General features: G+C 76.1%; 15 protein-coding genes and 1 riboswitch. Of the genes, 10 read left to right on the top strand and 5 right to left on the bottom strand.

What is annotated here, in order from left to right:
* The 10 genes from AC5L34_RS27815 (at position 1) to AC5L34_RS27770 (ending at position 10328) form a co-directional block, all read left to right on the top strand.
* Positions 1-609, top strand: coding sequence for an ArsR/SmtB family transcription factor (locus AC5L34_RS27815; protein WP_494827670.1), 609 nt, complete (start codon positions 1-3; stop codon positions 607-609).
* A gap of 1 nt (position 610) precedes the next feature.
* Positions 611-1369, top strand: coding sequence for an SRPBCC family protein (locus AC5L34_RS27810; protein WP_441174584.1), 759 nt, complete (start codon positions 611-613; stop codon positions 1367-1369).
* Between the two features lie 519 nt (positions 1370-1888).
* The gene (locus tag AC5L34_RS27805) at positions 1889-3481 is read left to right on the top strand and encodes an ABC transporter substrate-binding protein (RefSeq protein WP_441174583.1); all 1593 of its coding nucleotides are present in this window, start codon (positions 1889-1891) and stop codon (positions 3479-3481) included.
* Positions 3478-4515, top strand: a complete 1038-nt coding sequence (locus tag AC5L34_RS27800; RefSeq protein WP_357716239.1) for an ABC transporter permease — start codon at positions 3478-3480, stop codon at positions 4513-4515. Before AC5L34_RS27805 ends, AC5L34_RS27800 begins: the two co-directional genes overlap by 4 nt.
* Complete coding sequence (locus AC5L34_RS27795) at positions 4508-5377, top strand: ABC transporter permease (RefSeq protein ID WP_101413925.1); 870 nt, start codon at positions 4508-4510, stop codon at positions 5375-5377. Before AC5L34_RS27800 ends, AC5L34_RS27795 begins: the two co-directional genes overlap by 8 nt.
* Positions 5374-6462, top strand: coding sequence for an ABC transporter ATP-binding protein (locus AC5L34_RS27790; RefSeq protein WP_494827667.1), 1089 nt, complete (start codon positions 5374-5376; stop codon positions 6460-6462). Before AC5L34_RS27795 ends, AC5L34_RS27790 begins: the two co-directional genes overlap by 4 nt.
* On the top strand, positions 6459-7124 hold the full coding sequence (locus AC5L34_RS27785) for an ABC transporter ATP-binding protein (protein WP_089002254.1): 666 nt from the start codon (positions 6459-6461) through the stop codon (positions 7122-7124). Before AC5L34_RS27790 ends, AC5L34_RS27785 begins: the two co-directional genes overlap by 4 nt.
* A gap of 80 nt (positions 7125-7204) precedes the next feature.
* A riboswitch (cobalamin riboswitch) is annotated at positions 7205-7385 on the top strand.
* 29 nt (positions 7386-7414) lie between these two features.
* Positions 7415-8428 carry an ABC transporter substrate-binding protein gene (locus AC5L34_RS27780; RefSeq protein WP_494827665.1) on the top strand — a complete coding sequence of 338 codons (1014 nt, stop codon included), beginning with the start codon at positions 7415-7417 and terminating at the stop codon, positions 8426-8428.
* A 5-nt stretch (positions 8429-8433) separates the two neighbouring features.
* The gene (locus tag AC5L34_RS27775) at positions 8434-9561 is read left to right on the top strand and encodes a FecCD family ABC transporter permease (RefSeq protein WP_441174577.1); all 1128 of its coding nucleotides are present in this window, start codon (positions 8434-8436) and stop codon (positions 9559-9561) included.
* A complete protein-coding gene (locus tag AC5L34_RS27770; RefSeq protein WP_441174576.1) occupies positions 9561-10328 on the top strand; it encodes an ABC transporter ATP-binding protein in 768 nt (255 codons plus the stop codon). Before AC5L34_RS27775 ends, AC5L34_RS27770 begins: the two co-directional genes overlap by 1 nt.
* A gap of 22 nt (positions 10329-10350) precedes the next feature.
* Here AC5L34_RS27770 and AC5L34_RS27765 read toward each other — a convergent pair whose 3' ends face one another.
* From AC5L34_RS27765 to AC5L34_RS27745, 5 genes are all read right to left on the bottom strand, one after another.
* Positions 10351-12534, bottom strand: coding sequence for a bifunctional copper resistance protein CopD/cytochrome c oxidase assembly protein (locus tag AC5L34_RS27765; protein ID WP_494827662.1), 2184 nt, complete (start codon positions 12532-12534; stop codon positions 10351-10353).
* A 90-nt stretch (positions 12535-12624) separates the two neighbouring features.
* Positions 12625-13206 carry a copper resistance CopC family protein gene (locus tag AC5L34_RS27760; RefSeq protein WP_441174574.1) on the bottom strand — a complete coding sequence of 194 codons (582 nt, stop codon included), beginning with the start codon at positions 13204-13206 and terminating at the stop codon, positions 12625-12627.
* Positions 13207-13231: 25 nt separating this feature from the next.
* Complete coding sequence (locus tag AC5L34_RS27755; protein WP_494827660.1) at positions 13232-14437, bottom strand: Dyp-type peroxidase; 1206 nt, start codon at positions 14435-14437, stop codon at positions 13232-13234.
* Positions 14438-14460: 23 nt separating this feature from the next.
* A complete protein-coding gene (locus AC5L34_RS27750; RefSeq protein WP_441174572.1) occupies positions 14461-15054 on the bottom strand; it encodes a copper chaperone PCu(A)C in 594 nt (197 codons plus the stop codon).
* A 99-nt stretch (positions 15055-15153) separates the two neighbouring features.
* Entirely contained in the window at positions 15154-15909 is a 756-nt protein-coding gene (locus AC5L34_RS27745; RefSeq protein WP_441174571.1) for a zf-HC2 domain-containing protein, read from the bottom strand.
* Positions 15910-15981 lie beyond the last annotated feature (72 nt).

The raw sequence follows: 15981 nt of genomic DNA, 5'->3' as shown, positions 1-15981 counted from the left end.
ATGTTCGACATCGCAGTGATCGAGGACCCGGCGGCGGCCGAGGCGTCGCTGGACCCGATGCGGGCCCGACTGCTGGCCGCGCTCGCCGAGCCGGCCTCGGCGACGATGCTCGCCGCCCGCGTCGGCCTGCCCCGGCAGAAGGTCAACTACCACCTCCGGGCGCTGGAGCAGCACGGCTTGGTCGAGCTGGTGGAGGAGCGCCGGAAGGGCAACGTGACCGAGCGGGTCATGCGGGCGACGGCGGCGTCGTACGTGATCTCCCCCGCGGCCCTCGCGGCCGTGCGGCCCGACCCGGCGCAGTCGCCGGACCGGCTGTCGGCGCGGTGGCTGCTCGCGCTGGCCGCCCGCCTGGTGCAGGACGTCGGCGCGCTCATCACCGGCGCCGAGCGGGCGAAGCAGCGGGTGGCCACGTTCGCCGTCGACGGCACCGTCCGGTTCGCCTCCGCGCGCGACCGGGCAGCGTTCGCCGAGGAACTGGCGGCCACCGTCACCGCCCTGGTCGGCAGGTACCACGACGAGAACGCCCCCGGCGGCCGCGAGCACCGGGTGGTGGTCGCCCTGCACCCCAGCGCCGACTCCGAAGACACGACCGCGAACGAGGAGCACTGACATGGGACACCACTTCGAGCTGCGCAAGGACGTCGAGTTGGCCGCCACGCCCGAGCAGGTGTGGGAGGCCATCGCCACCGGGCCGGGCATCGACTCCTGGTTCATGGGCCGCAGCGAGGTCGAGCCGGGCGAGGGTGGCCGTACCCGCCTGACGCTGGCCGGGCACACCGAGGAGGCGACGATCACCGCGTGGGAGCCCGGCAAGCGGCTCGCCGACCGCACCGAGCCGGCCCCGGACGGCACGTTCATGGCCTCGGAATACCTCATCGAGGGCCGCGAGCGGGGCAGTACGACCCTGCGGCTCGTGCAGAGCGGCGTCCTCGGGGACAACTGGGAGACCGAGTACGAGGCGATGGCGGTCGGCTGGGACATGTACCTCGGGACGCTGGCCGCGTACCTCGCCCACTTCTCCGGCCGGACCGCGACCCCGGTCTCGGCGTTCCGTCCGGGCGTCGGCGGCGCGGACCGGGCGTGGGCGGCCGTGGCCGACGCCTTCGGCGTCGCCGGTCCGCCGGCCGAGGGCGACCGCGTCCGGTTCACCGTCGCGGGCCTGCCGCCGATCGAGGGCGTCGTCGACCTGGCCGGCCTCCCCACCTACGTCGGTGTCCGCACCCCCGACGCGCTCTACCGCTTCCTCCACTCCGGTGCCGAGCGGGGCGACGCCCTGGTCCTCGGCCACCACGTCTTCGCCGTCGGGCAGGACCCGGTTCAGGCCGAGCGGGCCTGGCAGGACTGGCTGAACGCCCTGCCCCTCGGCTGACCCGCCGACGGGCGGTCCGGCGACCCGTCGCGCCACCGGAAGCGGCCCCGCATGCCGAAGACGTGCGGGGCCGCTTCCGGCGTGGGGCCCGCCCGGGGCGTCCCGCGGCGTCGGGGCCGGGCCGGACCGCGTCGCCGCGCGGCCGGTACGGTCGGCCGCGCGGCGTCGGCGTACCCTGCTTCCGGTCGCCCGCGGCGCCTGGTGCCCGGCGCGGAGCCGTCCGGCAGGCGATCGAAGAGCGGGGCCGGGACCGCGGTTTCTAGGACGCCGGCCGCCCCCTTCGACGCGCACGGGTGTGGCCTGGGCGACATGCCCGGTCGTCGCTTGTTGCATGACTTTGGCAATTGCGGGATGCTGGCGATAGTGGCCGGCTGCCCCCGGCACGCGATGATCCTGACCATCGCCGGGGCGTCCGTCTGCTCGTGACCGTGGACCGCTGCGGGCACGGTCGGTCAGACCAGGACGCCGGCCCGGCACCACACCGGGCGGTCGTGCGACGAACAGACCCGGGAGCATGTCATGCGTACGCGTGTGTCCAGGCGCGTGACGGCGGTGGCCGTCGCCGGCGTCCTCGCCCTGACCGCCTGCTCGTCGCCGACGACCACGTCGACGGGCGCGGGAGGCGGCACCCTCGTCGTGGCGACGGCGGGTGAGCCGGACGCGCTGAACCCGGTGCTGAACTTCGGGGTCGACGGCGGCTCCCTGATCTTCGACGGGCTGGTCGCCCGCGACGCCCGCAACGAGCTGGTGCCGGCCCTGGCCCGCGAGCTGCCGACCGTGTCGGCGGACGGCAGGACGGTCACCGCGAAGCTGCGCGAGGGCGTGCTGTTCCACGACGGCAGCCCGTTCACCGCGCAGGACGTGGTCTTCACCTACCAGGCGGTGCTGGACCCGAAGGTCGACTCCACGCTCCGCTCCGACCTGGACATGCTCGCCTCGGTCGCCGCGCCCGACCCGTCGACCGTGGTCTTCACCCTCAAGTACGCCTACGCGCCGTTCGCACAGCGGCTGGCCCTCGGGATCGTGCCGGCCAAGGCGCTGACCGGGCAGGACATCAACAAGGCCGAGTTCAACCGCAAGCCGGTGGGCACCGGCCCGTACCGGGTGACGTCCTGGACGCCGGGCGACCGCCTCGTGCTCGCCGCCAACGAGAGCTACTGGGGCGGCAGGCCCGCCAACAGCGGCGTGGTGGTGGCGTTCGTCGCCGACGACAACGTACGCGCGCAGCGGATGCGGGCGGGGGAGTTCGACGTTGCGGAGCTGGCGCCGAAGCTGGCCACCGGCTTCGACGGGCAGGCCGGCTACCGGGTGCAGCGGGTGCCCACCGCCGACTACCGGGGCGTGATGCTGCCGATGGGCAACCCGGTCACCGCCGACCTCGCCGTGCGGCGGGCGCTGAACGCCGCGGTGGACCGGGCGGCGATGGTCACCGGCCTGCTCGGCGGGGCGGGCGAGCCCGCCTTCGGGCCGGTCCCGCCGACGTCGGAGTTCGCCGAGCCCTCGATCGTCGGCAAGCCCGCCGCCGACCCGGCCGCCGCGAGCGCCGCCCTCGACGCCGCCGGCTGGAAGCCGGGCCCGGACGGCATCCGCGTCCGCGACGGCCGGCAGGCCGCGTTCTCGCTGATGTACCCGGCCACGGACAGCCTCCGCAAGGAACTCGCGCTCGCGGTGACCGCCGACGCGAAGAAGGTGGGCATCAAGATCACCCCCGAGGGGTTGACCTGGGACGCGATCACCCCCCGGATGAAGAGCGACGCGCTGGTCATGGGCTACGGCACCCCGTACGACCCGGACTTCGTCTCCTACAAGCTGTTCGGTTCCGCCTTCGCCGGCCAGGGCTTCTTCAACCCCGGCTCCTACCGCTCGCCGGTGGTGGACAGGGCGTTGCAGGACGGCCGCGCCAACGCCGACCCGGCCGCCCGCAAGGCCGCGTACGCCACGTTCCAGAAGCAGCTCGCCACCGACATGCCGTGGGTGTTCCTGACCTACCTCCAGCACACCTACGTGGTGAAGGACGGGCTCGCCGGGGTGACCCCACGGGTGGAGCCGCACGAGCACGACGTCGCCAACAGCCTCTGGTGGAACATCCACACCTGGACGAGGAAGTCGTGACGACCTCCGCCCCGACAGCCGCGCCGGCGAAGGCCACCGCCCGACGCCGGACGCGGCGGTTGGCGGGAGCCGGCGCGGTGGTCCGCCGGCGGCTGCTGGTGGCCGTACCCATCCTCGCCGCCACCAGCGTCGGCATGTTCGCCCTCGGCGCGGCCTCGCCGATCGACCCCGCCCAGCAGTACGCGGGCGCGGCGGCGTTCACCACCAGCGAGGAGAACCTGGCGCAGATCCGCGCCAACTGGGGCGTCGACGACCCCCTGCCCGTGCAGTACCTGCGCTGGGTGGGCAACCTGCTCCAGGGCGACCTGGGCTGGTCGACCAGCCGCCACGAACCGGTCACCTCCGTGCTCGCCGCCCGCGCCGGCTGGACCCTGCTGCTCGTCGGCGCCGCGCTCGCCCTCGTCCTCGTGGCGAGCCTGCTGCTGGGCACGCTGGCCGCGTACCGGCGCGGCGGCTGGTTCGACCGGGCGCTGCGCGCCACCGCGTACGCCGTGCAGTCGATGCCCGTGTTCTGGATCGGGCTGGCCGCGATCGCCCTGTTCGCCCTCACCCTCGGGTGGCTGCCGGCGGGCGGGCTCACCGACATCACCGCCACCGGCACCGACCCCGCCGACGTGGCGCGGCACCTGATCCTGCCGGTGGGCGTGCTGGCCGTCGCCCAGACGCCGTGGTTCGTGCTGTTCATCCGGGACGCCGTCGCCGACAGCCTCCGCGACGACCACGTCCTCGCCGCCCGGGCGCGCGGGCTGCCGGGCCGTACGGTCCTGTTCGGCCACGCCCTGCGTACCGCGCTGCTGCCCTTCCTCACCCTCGTCGGCACCCACCTGCCCGAGCTGATCGGCGGGGCCGTCCTGGTGGAGACCGTGTTCTCCCTGCCCGGCCTCGGCGCGGTCACCGTCCAGGGCGCGCTGGGCAGCGACTTCCCGCTGCTGGCCGCCACGACCCTGGCCACCACCGTCGTGGTGCTGGCCGCGAACCTCGGCACCGACCTCGCCTACGCCGCCGCCGATCCACGGGTACGCCTCGATGACTGACCTCGCCCTGCCCGCCCGGACCCGGCGGCCGAAGCTCCGTACGGGCCGTGCCGGTGCCGCCGTCGCCTGGGCCGTGCTCGTCGGCGCGGGCCTGGCCTGCCTCCTCGCCCCCGTCCTCTGGCCGCTCGACGAGAGCGCGGTGGACCTGGCCCGGACCCGGCTCGCGCCCTCCTGGACGCACCCGGCCGGCACCGACGACCTGGGCCGCGACGTGGCCCACCGCAGCCTCTACGGCCTGCGGGTCTCGCTGCTCGTCGGCGCGGTCGCCGCGCTCGTCGCCACCGTGATCGGCGGCCTCGTCGGCGCGGTGGCCGGCACCCTGGGCGGCTGGGTCGACCGGGTGCTGATGCGGGTGGTCGACACCATCGCGGCGCTGCCGCACCTGCTGCTGGGCATCTTCATCGTCGCGATGCTGCGCCCGAGCCTGGGCGCGGTGATCCTGTCGATCGGGCTGACGCACTGGCTCTCCACCGCCCGCATCGTCCGCTCGGAGCTGCTCAGCCTGCGCACCCGGCCGTTCATCGACGCCGCGATCTCCGGCGGCGCCAGCCGCACCCGGGTGATCACCCGACATCTGCTCCCGCACGTGCTGCCCCGGCTGGCGCTGGCCACCACGCTGATGGTGCCGCACGCCGTCTGGCACGAGACCGCGCTGTCCTTCCTCGGTCTCGGCCTGCCCCCGCACCTGGCCTCGATCGGCAACATGATCAATGACGGGCAGCGGTCCCTGCTCACCGGCGCCTGGTGGGCCAGCATCGTGCCCGGCCTGCTCCTCGTCGTCGTCACGCTGGCCCTGGCCGCCCTCACCGGCCGCTGGCGTGACCGCCTCGACCCGCGCGTACGAGCGGAGCTGAACCTGTGACCACCACCCGCGAACCCGCGCCCACCACCCCCGGCACCGTCGACCCGGCCGGCACCGTCACCCCCGGCGGCACCGGCGACCCGGCCGACTCCGGCGGCGCGGGTGGTGTCGGCGCCGGCGGTCGGCCCGGCCTGCTGGAGGTCGACGGGCTGACCGTCCGCTTCCAGCTCCGCGACGCCGTGGTGCAGGCCGTCACCGACCTGCACCTGACCGTCCACCCGGGCGAACTGCTGGCGGTGGTCGGCGAGTCGGGCTGCGGCAAGTCGGTGCTCGCGCACGCCCTGCTCGGCCTGCTCCCCGGCAACGCCACCGTGACCGGCCAGGCCCGCCTGCACCGGCCCACCGGGGAGCGGGTCGACCTCACCGGCGCCTCCGAGCGCCAGCTCGCCCGCGTCGTACGCGGACGCGCCGTCGGGCTGGTGCCGCAGAGCCCCGCCACCGCGCTGACGCCCGTACGGACGGGCCGGCGGCTGCTGGAGGAGACCCTGCGCGCCCACGGGCACACCCGGCGCGAGGCACCCGCAGCGGCCGAGCGGGTCGCCGCCGAGGTGGGTCTCGACCCCGCCGACCTCGACCGCTATCCCCACGAACTCTCCGGCGGCATGGCCCAGCGCCTGGCCACCGCCCTCGCCCTCGCCCCCGACCCGCCGCTGCTGCTCGCCGACGAGCCCACCACGGGACTCGACCGGCCCCTGGTCGACCACACCCTCGATCTGCTGCGCCGCCGCTGCGACGCCGGCGGGGCCGTCCTGCTCATCACCCACGACCTGGCCGCCGCCCGCCGGGTCGCGGACACGGTCGCCGTCATGTACGCCAGCCGCATCGTGGAACGGCGGCCGACGGCCGAGTTGTTCGCGGCACCCGCCCACCCGTACACCGCAGGTCTGCTCGACGCCCTGCCCGAACGGGCCTTCCGGCCCGTCCCCGGCCACCCGCCGATGCTCACCGACCTGCCGCCCGGCTGCGCCTTCGCCCCGCGCTGCGGGCGCGCCACCGACGTCTGCCGCACCCCGCCCGCGCCCCCGGCGGGCGGACCGGGCAGAGTCGCCTGCCACCACCCGCTGACCCTCGGAGCGCCGGCATGACCAGCACCGCGCTCGCGGCCCACGGGGTCGCCGTCTCCTACGGCGGCCGGCGCGTCCTCGACGGCGTCGACCTGCGCGTCGCCCCCGGTGAGACGGTCGGGTTACGCGGGCCCTCGGGCAGCGGCAAGTCCACCCTCGCCCGGGTGCTCGCCCTGCTGCACGCCCCCGAGGCCGGGCACGTCACCCTCGACGGCCACCGGGTGGCGGGGGCCCGGCACCGGCTGCCCGCCGCCGTCCGTACGCGCGTCGCGATCCTGTTCCAGAGCCCCCGCGCGGCCACCGACCCCCGGCTGGGCCTCGCCGACATCATCGCCGAGCCGCTGCGGGCCACCGGCACCCCCGACGAGCAGGCGCGGGCCCGGGCGGCGGAGCTGGCCGACCTCGTCGGCCTCACGCCCGACCTGCTCGCCCGCCGCCCGCACGCGGTCAGCGACGGGCAGCTGCAACGCGCCTGCCTCGCCCGCGCGCTCGTGCACCGGCCCGACTACCTGCTCTGCGACGAGGCCACCGCCATGCTCGACGCCTCCACCCAGGCGCACCTCGCGGCCGTCATCACCGACTACCAGCGGCAGCACGCCGCCGGGGTCCTGCTCATCACCCACGACCCGGCGCTGATGGCCCGCTGGGCGACCCGCGTGGTCGACCTGCCGGCCGCTGCGTAGCCCCGTCCGCCCCGCCGACCGCCTTCGGCGCGACCGTCCCTGATGGTGTTCGTCACCGTGACTTCCGGGGCGGCCGGCGGCTAGGGTGACGCTGCCGTGGTGTTCGGGAAGCCGGTGGAAGACCGGTGCGGCCCTCGCCACTGTGATCGGGAAGTTCGCGGCCCTCGTCGTAAGAGGTCACTGGGCGTCACACGCCTGGGAAGGCCGGCCACGGACGCATTTCCCGTCAGCCAGGAGACCGGCCACGGCACTGCGATGACCCGTCCACGAGGTGTTGGAAGGCGGTCCCGATGCGCGTGCGCGCAGTGCGGTCCACCCTGTCCCGGCGCGTTGCCGCGCCCCTGTCCGTCCTCGTCGTCCTGCTCGGCGCCTGCGCCACCGACGACCCGGCCACGGCGCCCCCGCCGGCCGCCGCCCCGGTCACGCTGACCAACTGCGGTACGCCGGTCACCGTCGCCGCCCCGCCCGAGCGGGCGGTCACCCTGAACCAGCCCGCCACCGAGATCATGCTGGCCCTCGGCCTCGCCGACCGCATGGCCGGCACGGCGTACCTGGACGACGCGATCCTGCCCGAGCACGCCGCCGCGTACGCCGCCGTGCCGGTGCTGTCGGACAAATACCCGGCGCAGGAGAAGCTGCTGGAGGCGGCGCCCGACTTCGTCTACGCCTCGTTCCACAGTGCCTTCGGCGACGAGGGCGTCGGCGACCGCGCCGCGCTGGCGGGGCTCGGCATCGGCACGTACCTCTCGCCGGCCGGATGCCCGAAGCAGCACCGGCCGGCGAGGCTGACCGTCGAGGACGTGTTCGCCGAGATCCGGGACGTGGCGGCCGTCTTCGGGGTGCCGGAGCGGGCCGAGAAGCTCATCGCCGACCAGCGCTCCCGGATCGCCACGGCCGCCGCCCGGATCGGCGGCGCGCGGGACGTCTCCGTGCTCTGGTGGGACGCCGGCACCGACGCCCCGAGCGTCGGGGCCTGCTGCGGCGGCCCCAACATGATCATGTCGGCGGTCGGGGTGCGCAACGCGTTCGGCGACCTCACCGGCGGCTGGGCCGACACCAGTTGGGAGGCGGTCGTGGACCGCGATCCCCACGCGATCGTGCTGGTCGACGCGGGCTGGGACACGGCCGCCGCGAAGCGGACCTTCCTGGCCCGGCACCCCACCCTGAAGGACCTGCCCGCCGTGGCCGGGCGACGCTTCGTCGTCATCCCGTTCTCGTCCACCTCCGCCGGTGTACGCGTCGTGCTCGGCGTCGAGGCGCTCGCCGCGGGTGTGGCGCGGCTCCCCGCCGGGGCGGACCGCTGACCGCCGTGGCCCGCCACGCCGCCGACCCGAACAGCCGCACCGACGCCGCCGACCCGACCCGACCCACCGGTCCCGGAACTGCCCGCCGCGCCAGTCCCGCCGGGTTCCGCGCGGCGCACCCGGTCGGCCTGGCGGCGCTGCTGGTGGCCCTGCTGGCGGGCCTGGTCGTGTCGATCGGCGTGGCCGTCACCATCGGGCCGGCCGACATCCCCGTGTCGACCGTCTGGTCGGTCGTGGCCGACCGCCTGGGGCTTCCGCACGCCGAGGTGCCCCTGCTGCGCGAGCACATCGTCTGGCGGCTGCGCCTGCCCCGGGTGCTCGGGGCCGCGGCGGTGGGGGGCGGACTGGCGGCCGTCGGCGCGGTCATGCAGACCGTCACCCGCAACCCGCTGGCCGACCCGTACCTGCTCGGGGTCTCCTCCGGGGCGTCGCTCGGCGCGGTCGCGGTGCTCGTCCTGGGCTTCGGCGGCGGGGCCGTAGCGCTCACCGGGGGCGCCTTCGCCGGGGCGCTGGCCGCGTTCGCGGTGGTGGCCGCGGTGGCCGGCCGCCGGGCCGCGCTGGCCCCCACCCGGGTGGTGCTGGCCGGCGTGGCCGTCGCGCAGCTCTGCGGGGCGGCGACCTCGTTCGTCATCATCTGGGTCGCCGACCCGCACGCCACCCAGAGCATCACCTTCTGGCTCTCCGGCTCGCTGGCCCGCGTCGACTGGGCCGCCCTGGCCTGGGCCGCGCCGGTCCTGGTCGCCGTGCTCGCCCTGATGGCGGCGTACGCGCGCACGCTCAACGCGTTCGCCTTCGGCGAGGACGCCGCGGCGACCCTCGGCGTCCCCGTCGCCCGGGTGCGGTGGCTGCTGCTGGTCGCGACCGCGCTGCTCACCGCGGCGCTGGTCGCCGTCAGCGGCGCGGTGGGCTTCGTCGGGCTGATCCTGCCGCACGCCGCCCGGTTCCTGACCGGGGCGGACCACCGGCGCCTGCTGCCCGTCGCCGTCCTCGCCGGGGCGATCTTCCTGGTCTGGGTGGACACCGCCGCGCGGACCCTGTTCGCGCCCCGGGAACTGCCGGTCGGCGTGCTGACGGCGCTGCTCGGGGTGCCCGCCTTCGTGGTGTTGCTGCACCGCCGGAAGGTGCGTGGCTGATGCTCGCCGTCACCGGCGTGTCCTGGTCCGCCGCGGCCCGGCGGATCCTCGACGACGTCACCTGCGTGGTGCCGGCGGGCAGTCTCGTCGGGCTGCTCGGCCCCAACGGCTGCGGCAAGACCACCCTGCTGCGCATCGTCGCCCGGCTCGCCGCGCCGGACGCCGGGCTGGTCACGGTCGCCGGCGACGACGTCGCCACCCTGCCCCGGGTCACGCTGGCCCGCCGTGCCGCGCTGCTCGCCCAGCACGCCGACACGGACCTGGACCTCACCGTCGGCGAGGTGGTGCTGCTCGGTCGTACGCCCCACCGTGGCTCGCGCTGGTCCGACAGCGCCGCCGACCGCGCCGCCGCGGCGGACGCGCTGGCCCGGGTGGACCTGGCCGGGTACGCCGACCGCCGCTGGCACACCCTCTCCGGCGGGGAGCGGCAGCGGGTGCAGTTGGCCCGTGCCCTGGCCCAGCAACCGCTGCTGCTGTTGCTCGACGAGCCCACCAACCACCTCGACATCGGCCACCAGTTGCACCTGCTGCACCTGGTCCGCCGCTCGGGGGTCACCACGCTGGCGGCACTGCACGACCTGAACCTGGCCGCCATGTTCTGCGACGCGGTGGTCGTCCTGGCCGCCGGGCGGGTCGTCGCCGCCGGTACGCCCGCCGAGGTCCTCACCCCCGGGCTGCTCGCCGACGTCTACGGGGTACGGGCCGACGTCGCGGCGCACCCGGCCACCGGACGGCCCGCCATCACCTTCCACCCGCCCGCGCCCTGACCGGCGCCCGGCTGAGGCGCCCTTAGTCGGGCCCCCGCGCGTCAGCCCGACCGTCGCCGGGGGCGGCGGAACCAGCGGGACCGGCGGAACCGGCGGAACCGGCAGGGGTGGCGGAACCACCAGGGGCGGCGGAATCGGCTCGGCCGGCGGCGGCGAGGAAGGCGTTGTAGCGGGCCAGGTCGTCCGGCTCGCCGCTGGCGTCGGCCCGGTCGGCGGCCCGGTCCAGGCGGTCCTGTTCCCGCCGGTCGGCGCGGACCCACTGGCGGACCAGCACCACCAGCACGACCGCGGCGGGGATCTCCCCGAACGCCCAGGCGATGCCCGCGCCCAGCCGCTGGTCCTCCATGAGCGACGACGCCCAGTCGGGGTGGACGGCGACGTACCAGTCCGGGGCGATGAGGGTGGTGGTCTGCATCAGTACGAGGCCGAAGAAGCCGTGCGCCATCATCGACGCGAGGTGGATGATCACCAGGAGCGGGTGGGCGAGCCTCGGCCGGCCCGGATCGACCCCGATGAGCACCCAGAACAGCAGGTACCCGGCGAGCACGAAATGCGTGAGCATGGCCAGGTGCCCGAGGTGGGAGCGCATCAGCGTGCCGAGCAGGTCGCTGAGGTAGAGGCCGAAGAGGCTGCCCGCGTAGATGCCCAGCGCGACCAGGGGATGGGTGAGCAGCTTCGCGGGCCGGCTGTGCAGCGCCAGCAGCAGCCACTCCCGGGCGCCGCGGACCTGCGGGTCGGTGGGGCGACGCAGGGCGCGCAGCGCGAGGGTGACCGGGGCGCCGCCGACGAGCAGGATCGGCACCAGCATCGACAGCACCATGTGCTGCACCATGTGGGCGCTGAACAGCACGTACGCGTAGCGGGCCACGCCCAGGTTGGTGACGGCGGCCAGCAGCAGCACCCCGGCCAGCCAGCTCGCCGTACGGGCGGGCGGCCAGCGGTGCCCGGCCCGGTGCAGCCGCCACACCCCGGCCAGGTAGCCGCCGACGCCGAGCACGGCGAGGGTCAGGAAGAACAGGTCCGGCAGCGGCTGACCCAGCAGGCGCTCCGGGGTCGGTGCGGCGGGCATCGGGAAGCCCAGCAGCTCGGTGATCGGGTCGGCGTCGAGGGGGTCCTGCGTCACCGGGGTGGGGCTGCGGGACAGCGCCACGGCCAGTCCGACGGTGGCGGCGAACACGACCACCTCGCCGGCGGCCAGCCGGGCGAACGCGCCCCGCCGACCCGCGCGCAGGGCCGGCAGGGTCCGCGACCGGTGCCACGCGCCGAGGGCGCCCAGGACCGCCAGGGCGGCGAGCTTGCCGAGGACCAGCCAGCCGTACCGGGACTGCCAGAGCTGGTCCACGTCGCCGAGGCGTACGGCGGCGTTGGCCGACCCGCTCACCGCGACGGCCACGAAGCAGCCCAGGGCGAGGCGGCCGTACCGGTCGACGGCGTCGGCGAGCTGCCGGCTGCGCCGCACCATCAGCAGCGCCACCAGCCCGCCGACCCAGAGGGCGGCGGCGAGCACGTGCAGGGCGAGGCTGGAGACCGCGATCTGGTGGTTGCCCGCCCCGGCGGCGTGCCCGGTGAACGCGGGCGGCAGCACCCCGACCAGCGCGATCAACGCCGCCCCGGCGGCGAGCCCGCGCGAGACGCCCGCCCGGGCCAGCACCGCCACCGCCAGCGCCAGCCCCGCCTGGAGCAGCAGTGCCTGCCCCTGCGAGATCGAGGTGGCGAAGCTGACCACGGTGGCGACGCCGAGGCGGTCCACGGGGACGCCGAGCAGGTCCGAGACCGTCAGCACGATCAGCGCCGCCGAGGCCACCGACCAGCCCGCGGCCGCCGCGCCCGCGCGGCGCAGCAGCAGCCAGCCGTACGCCGAGACGCTCCGCCCGTCGCCCGGCAGCAGGAAGGCCGCCGTCACCAGCATCCCGACCGTCAGGGTGGCGAGGGCGTCGGCGAGCAGCCGGACCACGGGCAGCGCCCACGCCGTGACGGGCCCCGGATCCGGCAGTCCGGGGATCGCGACCGCGAGCGCGTCGCCGGCCCGCAGCCCGAGCAGGAGTACGGCCACCGCCGCCGCCACGGCCGCGACGGGCACGAGGATCCCGCCACGGCCCCGGACGCGGGTGCCAGGCGGGCGGGCGAGCGCCCCGGCGTCGCCCGCTACGGTTTCGGTGCCCCGGACCCGGGCGGGCCGGGCGGGGCGGGAAGTGGTGTCTGGCACGTCGGTGTCCCTTTGGTGTGCGGAAGAAGGCGGCGTCCGGCGTCACGCGGCGCTGCCCCGGAGCGTCGGGGGCGGGGGAGTGCCGCCGGGTCAGCGGGTCCGGCGGCGCCGCAGCAGCAGCGCGACCCCGCCGAGGACGGCGACCAGGCCACCGGCGGCCACCAGCGCGACGACGCCCGTACCGGAACCGCCGGAGCCGGTCGCGGCAGCGGCGGATTCGGTGGCAGGTGGCGCGGCGGACGGTGTGGCGGTCGCGCCGGTCGGGCCGCCGGAGGTGTCGCCGCCACCGGCGACGGTGAAGGTGTACGACCCCTGCACGGGATGTCCGTCGGCGGAGACGATCCGGTAGGCGACGGTGTAGGTGCCCTCGCCCAGCGTCTCGTCCACCGTCACCGTGCCCTTCGTCCCGTCGACGGCCGGCGCCCCGGTGGGGATCTTCCGCCGGGCGGCGTCGGACAGCGCGATGGTGGTGAAGGTGGGGTCGAGCCGCTGCGCGAACTCCAGCGTGACCCGCGTCGGCGGCGTCGTCAGGCGGTCGCCGTCGGCGGGGCTGGCTGCCCGCAGCGTGTTGTGCGCGGCGGCCGGGGCGGCCGGTACGAGCAGCAGCGCGGCGGCGACCAGCGCGGCGGTGACGAGGGCCGCGAGGGTCGGGCGGCGGGGCCGGGTGTACATGTCTGGTGCTTCTCCTCGTGGGTGGTCAGCCGAGCAGTTGTTGGCCGATCCAGCCGCCCTCGGGGCAGCCGGGCGGTACGGCGAAGACGGCGGAGCCGATCGGGGTGGTCCACTCGTTGAGCAGGTCCCGCTCGGCGAGACGCCGCTGGATGGGAAGGAACTGGCGGGCGACGTCGGCCTGGTACGAGGCGAAGATCAGGCCGCTGTCGGCGTGCCCCTCGGCGGTGGGTACCCCGTCGTAGTTGTAGGGGCGGCGCAGGATCTTCAGCCGGTCGTCGCCGACGTGGGCGCGGGTGAGGTGGGAGAAGTCGGGGATGACGGTCAGGCCGTCGGGGCCGGTGGCGGCGAAGTCGGGCACGTCGTGCTCGGCGGCGCCGGTGAGCGGGGCGCCGGTGTCGAGGCGGCGGCCGACGGCCAGTTCCCGGTCGGTGCGGCCGAGCAGGTCCCAGGTCTCCAGGTTCATGCTGATCCGGCGGACGACCAGGGTGGTGCCGTCGCGCAGCCACGCCGGCCCGTCGGGCACCCACACGGCGGTCTCCAGCGGGCCGCCCGGCCTCGGGTTGGCGGTGCCGTCGAGCTGACCGAACAGGTTGCGCTGGGTACGCCCGCCCGGTTCGACACCGGCGCCGCGCCGGAAGCCCTGCTGCATCCACCGCACGGTCGCGAAGGGCCGGCTGTCCTTGACCAGGACCCGCTGGGCGTGGGCGACGGTGAGCGGGTCGTCGGCGCAGATCTGGAGCAGCAGGTCGCCGCCGGACCAGCGGGGCTGGAGCCGGTCGACGCGGAACGACGGCAGGGCGGCCACGGACGCCGGCCGGCGCTCGTCGAGCCCGGCGGCGGCGTACAGGCCGGGACCGAAGCCGAACGTGACGGTCAGCCGGGCGGGCAGCAACCCGAGTTCGGGCTCGGTGTCGGCGAGGGCGGGGCGGCCCCGGGTGAGGCGGGCGGCGTCGTCGGTGAGCAGGCGCAGCATCCGCCCCAGCGCCGAGCGGTCGGTGCCCGGCCGCAGGGTGAACGCGACGAACGCCGCGTACGCCTGCGGCTCGGTGGCGACGCCGGCCTGCCGGGGACCGTGGAACGGCTCGACCGCGTCGCCGATCCGGGCCGCCGCGACCGGCTCCGCCGTCCGTACCCCCGGCCCGCCGGAACGGGCGGCGGTGAGCGCGGCGGCGACGGCGAGGGACCCGCCGGCGGCCAGGGCCCCGCCGGTGAGCAGGCCGCGTCTGCTCACCGGCCGCGCGGTCGACGGACCCGTCACGACGCCGGGCCCGCGCTCGCCCCCGGGGCGCCGTGACCGGGGGCGTAGCTCTCCTGCGCGCCGGTGAACGGCTTGGCCACCGCCGTGAACGTCTGGGTGCGGCCGTCGGCGAACGTCAGCGTGAAGCTCACCTGGTCGCCGGCGCGCACCGGCTGCCGCAGGTCCATCAGCATCAGGTGGTCGCCGCCGGGCTCCAGCGCGTGCGAGCTCCTCGCCCTGACCACGATGCCGCCCTGCTTGGCCCGCATCACCATCCGCCCGTCCCGCATGGCCATCTCGTGCAGCTCCATCGGCGACACGTCGGTGCTGGCGCCCGTGACGGTCACGTCGGTGTCGCCGTCGTTGACCAGCGTGCCGAACGCGGCGGTCATCCCCGCGTCGGCGGCCTTGACCCACGGGTCCCGGACGCCGAGCACCCCCGCCGGGGCGCTCGCCGACGCCCCGCCGTCGAGCGACACCGACGGGCTCGGCGCGGCGGACGGGGAGCCGTCCGACGACCCGCAGCCGGCCGCCCCGCCGGCCAGCAGGGCGGCGGTGGCGAGGAGCGCGGTCGCGCGGCGGCGCGGGCCAATGGACAGGGTCGGGCGCATCGGGCAGGTCCCTTCGCTTGGTCGTACGACGTCCGGTTGGTCGGCCGGCGGGGCGGGGAAGTTCCGACCCGGACGGGTGCTCCCGTTCCGCGGACCGGTTCAGGCGGCGCGGCGATCGGAGACGCGCGCGGAGCCGGGATGCGGCGACGGGAGCAGCCGCAGCCCCGGCGACTCCGTGAGTTCGTCGGCGGGCAGGCTCCAGCGGGGTTCGTCCGGACGGCCGCGCCGGACCGGGCCGTCGGGGCGCAGCCCAGGGCGGGACAGGGCCACGACGATGAGGTAGCCCGCGAGCACGAAGCCGTGGCTGACCAGCCGGGTGGTGTCCACCCACCCGGCCAGCAGGTCGTTGACCGACAGCAACGCCAGTACGCCGACGAAGGCGCTCAGCATCGGCACCAGCCCCGTCGGCGGGGTGCGCCGGGCCGCGACGAACAGGAAGCCGGCGCCCACGGCGACGTTCCACGCCGCCGACTCGTGCCACAGGTGCCCCGACATCAACCCGCCGGCCGTCGCGTGCGCGTGCGCGTGCGCCGTGCCGCGCCCGATCTGCGCCAGGCCCAGCACGAGCTGCAGCGCCCCGACCAGACCCAGGACCGCCCGCAGGGTGAACACGAACCGCACCCGCCGCCGGCGCGGGGGCGGCGGGGGCAGCGCGGCGAGGATGGCGTCGGTGAGGTCGTCACCGGCGACGGCGACCGAGAGCCGCGCCCGGCGGCTCACCGCCGTGGCCTGGTCGTACCAGCGCCGGCAACCGTCGCAGCCGGCCAGGTGGTCCGCCACCGCCGTCCGCTCGGCGGCGGTCTCCTCCCCGTCCAACTGCGCCGACAGCACCTCACGCCACTGCTCACACCCCATGTACCGGTAGTCGGCCCGCGGGCGCGGTTGGTTCCCGCGCAGTTTCGTGGACCATGCTCTTCCCGCAGGTCA

Source organism: Micromonospora sp. ZG13 (assembly GCF_059359355.1).
Note: the sequence above shows the minus strand (reverse complement) of the source record. Positions and strands in the feature narration are given on the sequence as shown.